This is a genomic window from Chryseobacterium ginsenosidimutans (genome assembly GCF_039536845.1).
Classification (GTDB): Bacteria; Bacteroidota; Bacteroidia; order Flavobacteriales; family Weeksellaceae; genus Chryseobacterium; species Chryseobacterium ginsenosidimutans_B.
In genome coordinates this window covers 776504-782767 of sequence record NZ_BAAAZJ010000010.1, presented here as the reverse complement: position 1 = coordinate 782767, position 6264 = coordinate 776504, and the positions used below count along the sequence as shown (strand labels likewise).

Annotated in this window: 5 protein-coding genes; 4 read left to right on the top strand and 1 reads right to left on the bottom strand. The window is 34.1% G+C overall.

Annotated elements, in window-relative coordinates; genetic code table 11:
• The 3 genes from ABD745_RS15485 to ABD745_RS15475 all read left to right on the top strand — a co-directional run.
• Positions 1-320 (top strand): T9SS type A sorting domain-containing protein (locus ABD745_RS15485; RefSeq protein WP_344831853.1); only part of this gene is annotated, 320 nt, incomplete at its 5' end.
• A 133-nt stretch (positions 321-453) separates the two neighbouring features.
• The gene (locus ABD745_RS15480) at positions 454-1434 is read left to right on the top strand and encodes an EamA family transporter (protein WP_344831848.1); all 981 of its coding nucleotides are present in this window, start codon (positions 454-456) and stop codon (positions 1432-1434) included.
• Between the two features lie 75 nt (positions 1435-1509).
• Positions 1510-2505 carry an alpha/beta fold hydrolase gene (locus ABD745_RS15475; protein ID WP_344831841.1) on the top strand — a complete coding sequence of 332 codons (996 nt, stop codon included), beginning with the start codon at positions 1510-1512 and terminating at the stop codon, positions 2503-2505.
• Between the two features lie 209 nt (positions 2506-2714).
• Here ABD745_RS15475 and rplS read toward each other — a convergent pair whose 3' ends face one another.
• Entirely contained in the window at positions 2715-3071 is a 357-nt protein-coding gene (gene rplS, locus ABD745_RS15470) for a 50S ribosomal protein L19 (RefSeq protein WP_047398112.1), read from the bottom strand.
• Positions 3072-3367: 296 nt separating this feature from the next.
• Here rplS and ABD745_RS15465 point away from each other — a divergent pair, with 296 nt between their 5' ends.
• Entirely contained in the window at positions 3368-6106 is a 2739-nt protein-coding gene (locus ABD745_RS15465) for a fibronectin type III domain-containing protein (RefSeq protein ID WP_344831831.1), read from the top strand.
• Positions 6107-6264 lie beyond the last annotated feature (158 nt).

The window sequence follows — 6264 nt, the reverse complement described above, 5'->3', positions numbered from 1 at the left end:
TCAATGATCAGGTTCAGGATACTACAGTACCTGCAGATTGTGTATTGGCAACAGATGAAGTGAAAGTTGTTAAAAATAATATTTCTATTTATCCAAACCCTGCTAAAAATGAATTCTTCATTAATTTCCCTAGCAATACTTTAGGAAAAGTAAGTGTTGAGATTTACGATATGTCAGGAAAATTAGTGTCTTCAGAAGATAAAATTTCTCCTGATGCAAAAAAATCAATTTCTACGGATAGATTAATTAACGGAACTTATATGGTGAAAGTGAAAGGTATCGGTATCGATGCTGCATCTAAAGTTATTGTTAAAAAATAATTTAAATAATTAAAAATAATTTATGAATCGGCGCAGGCAAAGCTTGCGCCGATTTTATTTGTCTATCATTTCATGCTTCTCGATTATTTTCATTAATAAGTTGTAACTTTGCGGGCTGTTCAAAAAATGAATCATGGAGAAGAAAAATATACTAAAAGGAGTTTTATTTGTAGGAATTGGTGCGAGTATATACGGTATGTTGGCGACTTTTGTTAAGCTTGCCTATCAGGAAGGTTATACAACTTCAGAAGTTACAACCTCTCAATTTATTTTGGGATTAGTCGGACTTTTAATTTTGAATTTTATTCAGACAATTACTTCAAAAAAAGAATTAGCCTCACCAACGTCAAAAGAAGTAAGAAATCTAATGATAGCCGGAACTTCGCTTGGTTGCACAAGTCTGTTTTATTATATTGCAGTTCAATATATTAATGTTTCGATTGCAATTGTATTGTTGATGCAGTCGGTTTGGTTCAGTGTTGTGGTTGAAAGTTTTCTGACAAAAAAATTACCTAATGTAAGAAAAATTATAGCTGTAATTATCGTTTTGATCGGAACAATTTTAGCAACAAATCTTATCAATACAGAAATTAAGTTAGATTTTAAAGGTATTTTCTGGGGGTTGTTAGCAGCTTCTTCTTACACTTTAACGATGTTTACGTCAAATACTTTAGCAACACATTTGCCGGTTTTTAGAAAAAGTATTATTATGCTTTGCGGAGGTTCGCTTGTAATTTTTGTATTCTTATTTTTTGCCCAGATCGGTCCGCTTCATTTTGATGGTTTAAAATCAATTTACCTGAATTTCACAGAAAATACTGAGCATATTCACTCCTTCCGATATTCAATTTTATGGAAATATGGTTTCGTTTTAGCATTGTTTGGAACGGTTATTCCGCCGGTTTTATTCAATATTGGTTTTCCGAATGCGGGTTTAGGGTTAGGAAGTATCGTTTCCTCTCTGGAACTTCCGGTTTCTGTGACAATGGCTTTTGTTTTGCTTGGTGAGAAAGTGATTGCTGTTCAGTGGTTAGGAATCGTTTTAATCCTTTTCGCGATTGTTTTAATGAATTTACCTTCTCAGAAAGAATATAAAACAGCAGAATTATCTTAAAAAAATTATAATTAATACATAGAAACCGTTTCTTTTGAAGCGGTTTTTTTATTTTTAATACTAAAATAAAATTTCATGAAAAATTTTAAGAATGTTGTTATTGTTTTAATGTTATGGGGTGCTTCAAATTTTGCTCTTGCCCAAGTAAAACCTTTGGATGCAGAACTTACCAATTATCAATATCCTTATGAAGTTCATTTTCTCAAATTTAAATCTCAAAATAACGATTTGAAAATGGCGTATATGGATGTAAAACCAAAAGTATCAAACGGAAAAACAATACTGCTTCTTCACGGTAAAAATTTTAATGGGGCTTATTGGGAAAAAACAGCAAAAGATCTTTCGGATAAAGGTTTTAGAGTGATTATTCCGGATCAGATCGGGTTTGGAAAATCCTCAAAACCTCAAAGTTATCAGTTTTCATTTTCACAATTAGCCGAAAATACAAAAGCTATTTTAGATGAATTGAAAGTAGATAAAACCATTGTTTTAGGGCATTCGATGGGAGGGATGGTTGCGACGAGATTTACGCTGCTTTATCCCAATATGGTTCAAAAATTAATTTTAGAAAATCCGATTGGATTGGAAGACTATAAAACTTTTGCATCTTATCAAACTATTGATCAGGCGTATCAATCAGAGTTGAAAAATACAGCAGAGTCTTATAAAGATTATCAGTTAAAATTTTACTACGACAACAAATGGAAAGAAGAATATCAACCTTGGCTGGATTTAATTGCTGGCTGGACTTTACATCAAGATTATCCAAAAGTTGCTTGGGATGCAGCTTTAACATCGGATATGATTTACAATCAACCGGTTTGCTATGAATTCAAAAACATCAAAACTCCAACATTATTGATTATCGGAACGAGAGACAGAACCGCGATAGGAAAAGACAGAGCTCCAAAAGAATTACAATCGAAAATGGGTCAGTATCAGGAATTGGGGAAGAAAACGCAACAATTGATTTCAGGTTCAAAGTTAGTTGAAATTGAAAATGTAGGGCATCTTCCGCACATTGAAGTTTATGACAAGTTTTGGAATGCTTTGTATGATTTTATTAGGTAATCTATTAACCAGTCACTTTGTCATTCCGTAGGAATCTAAGCTTATTTTGTAGAGGCTGAATTGTGAAAACGCTTGTGTTGAGATTCCTACGGAATGACAAAGCAGGTGTTGAATTTTTATGACAGTTATTGTAAATCCCGAAAATGGAAGAAATAAAAAGAGGCTGCTCAAATATGAACAGCCTCTTTTCGTATGTATTGTTGTCTGAATTATTTCTTTTTATAAGAAGCATCTTTAATTCTAGCTTTCTTACCTCTAAGATCTCTGAAGTAATAGATTCTAGATCTTCTAACTTTACCTTTTCTGTCAAGTTCAATTTTTTGAAGAGCAGGCATGTTGATTGGGAAAACTCTTTCTACACCTACATCACCAGACATTTTTCTGATAGTGAAAGTTTTTGTAGAACCAGTACCTCTTAATTGGATAACTGTCCCTTTGAAGAACTGAGTTCTTGTTTTTTGACCTTCCTTAATTTCGTAATAAACAGTGATTGTATCACCTGCTTTGAACTCAGGGAATTCTTTTTTTGTAATGTACTTGTCTTGTACGTACTTTAATAAATCCATTATTAATTAAATAAAATGTTTAGGCTAAGCAACTTACACGGACTTCGTCAGAGGTTGAATAACAGGTTGCAAATGTACAAAACATTTTTTGAATATGCCAAATAATTAATATGCTAAATATGATAATTTTTTAATCAAAATAGAGTCTGAAAATTAACACTTCCTTCAGATTCCCGTCAGCAAGAGTTTATATGGGAACTCTACTTTTGCACGAAAATAAAAATAGAGTGCAAAATACTCTTTAATTAATTGATTTATAAATTTTAAACTCACACACCACTTAAAATTAAACTACAATGAAACATTACGTATTTTTTTTCTTTTTCGTCGTCCAGATGGCATTTGGGCAGGCTTTATTTCCCTATTTGCAAAATCCGACACCAACCTCGATGATTGTCAATTGGAAAACAGCCTCAAACAACGAAACAACAGTTATCTACGGAACAACTCCGACAAATTTAAATATTACCTTTACAGGAACGACCAACATTTTTTCAGATACAGGATATAATAACAACTATTATTATCACACGGCAAAAATCGCTAATTTACAACCTAATACAAAGTATTATTATAAGATAAAAACAGGGACTAGTGAATCTGCCGTTTATAACTTCAGAACGCTTCCTTTACCGGGACAACCTGCAACAGCAAACGGGAAAATCCGTTTTCTGATAATGGGTGACAACCAAATTAAGGCTGAGCCGAGATATGATACTTTAACATTAAATGCCTATAAAAAATTAAAAGAAAAATTCGGCGCAACTTCTGATCCTTCCGATAATGTTGCTTTAACGTTTATGGTTGGAGATCAGGTAGATGTAGGAACATTGGATCATTATGAAAATGTTCATTTCAAAAAGAATATCAAACTTTCACCTTATCTGCCGATCCAGACAACGGTTGGAAACCACGAAACCTATGGAACGTTGGGAATGAATTCTTACTACGCTCATTTTTATATCGATGAAATTAAATATAAAAACATCTCGTCAGGAAATGAAAATTATTACGCTCAACAAGCTGGAAACGTTTTGTTTATAAGTTTGAGTTCCGAACACACAGGTTCAGCGCAAATGACTTGGCTTCAGCAGATTTTAAATGAAGCAAACAATGATTCTACGGTAGACTGGATCATTTCTTTAAGCCACAGACCTTATCAGGCGGAACAATACGTCGGAGATATTTCGACTTGGGTAAGAAACAATGCAGTTCCGCTTTTGACGACTTCCAATAAGTATTTAATGCACGTTGGAGCGCATCACCACCTTTATCACAGAGGTCAGCTGAAAGAAAGCCCGAATTATCAGATAATTTCCGGTGGAACGGCTTGGGATCAATATTGGGGAATGTCTACGGAACAGGATTTTGATGATGTTCAAAAGACGTTGACAGATTGGACATACCAAATCGTTGAAGTTGATGTAAACACAGGAAAAGTTGACGTAGAATGTTACTCGATAGGAGGAGTTCATCACAGAAAATATAATGAATTGGTTGACAGTTTCCACCGCTATAAAAATCAGCCCAAACCAGCGAAACCTTCTATTTCAAATACTTTTCCATCTCCCGTTACTTTACCTTTAACATTAAATGGTAGTACATTTTCAAGTACAAACGGAGAATTATTAAATACAACACAGTTTTTAATAAGTAAGGCTGCAGATTTTTCTATTATTGAAAAAGAATTTTACAGAGATTTCGAAGACTGGTTCGGGAAAGAAGGCAACGGAACTCCGGATTATACCAAAAATCAGAATGCCAATGTTGATATTACAAAAGCTACTATTGCATCAAACTCAATTACAAACGGAAATTATTACGTTAAAGTTCGTTACAGAGACAGAAACCTGGAATGGAGCGACTGGAGTGATGTAAAACAATTTACGGTGACAGGAAGTGTGGTTTCGAACCCTACTTTTACTTTAAATAAAACAGAATATACCCAGAACGAACCGATTGTAGCTACTTTCACAGATGGTCCGGGGAACAATCAGGATTGGGTAGGAATTTATAAAAAAGGTCAGAATCCGGCTTCTATAGCTTCTCAAGCTTATGTATATACAAACGGACAAACAGCAGGAACAGCTAATTTTTCTAATGGTATTGCTAATAAAGGTCAATATTTTGCAGGATTTTTCGCGAATAACGGGTACACAGAAATTACACCAAGAAAAAACTTCTATGTAGGGCCGAAAGTTGTATTAACTACGACAGCAGATACTTATCCTGTTGGAGGAACAGTAACAGTTAATTTCAGCAACGGACCAAATTTGGTTAAAGACTGGATCGGAATTTATAAAATGGGGCACACTCCCGGAAATGTAAACTCTACACAATGGAGTTATGTTACAACACCTGCTGGAACACTTAATTTTACAGGTCTTGCGAAAGGGTATTATTATGCTCAATACTTCTTAGAAGATGGTTATACAACTGTTGGAGAAAAGGTTTTCTTTAAAGTCGGGGATATTGTTACGGAACTTTGGACAAACAAGCCGGTTTATACTTTAGGTGAAAACATTACGGCTTCCTGGACGGATTCGCCGGGAATTATAAAAGACTGGTTGGGAATTTATCCTCAAAGTGTCACAATTCCTGATGATAATTTTGTTTCTTACACATATTTCGATGGAATTACTCAAGGAACAAAAACGATTCAGGGAACAGCAGTTCCTGCAACTCCGGGGAATTATTATATGGTAATGTTTACAAACGATTCTTATACGGAAGTTTCAAATAGGGTTCAGTTTCAGGTGACAGGAGCGACTTTGGGGACAGGAGAGGTAAAAAGTACGGAAAAGAATGTGGTTTTATATCCAAATCCAACAAAACCGGGTGAACCGACATTTATTAAAAGTGATTATCCGATTGAAAAAATCGAGTTGCTTTCTGCCAACGGAGATTTGTTGTATGAATCTAAAAATATCAATAATCAGCGTTTTTCTATGGTCAACGAAAATCTTCCGAAAGGAGTGTATTTTGTGAAAGTTCACACAAGAAAATTATTTACATTAAAATTAATTGTTCAGTAAAATTTAAAGTAAATCATTTTAAAAAGAAGAGTCCCGAAGGGACGGTTTACTACAGGATTGGATTATAAATAGAATTTTAAAAAAAGCAGGAAGATTACTTCTTGCTTTTTCTGATTATTAAGAAGAGGATTATTAAAATCGCAAATGTAATGAACATA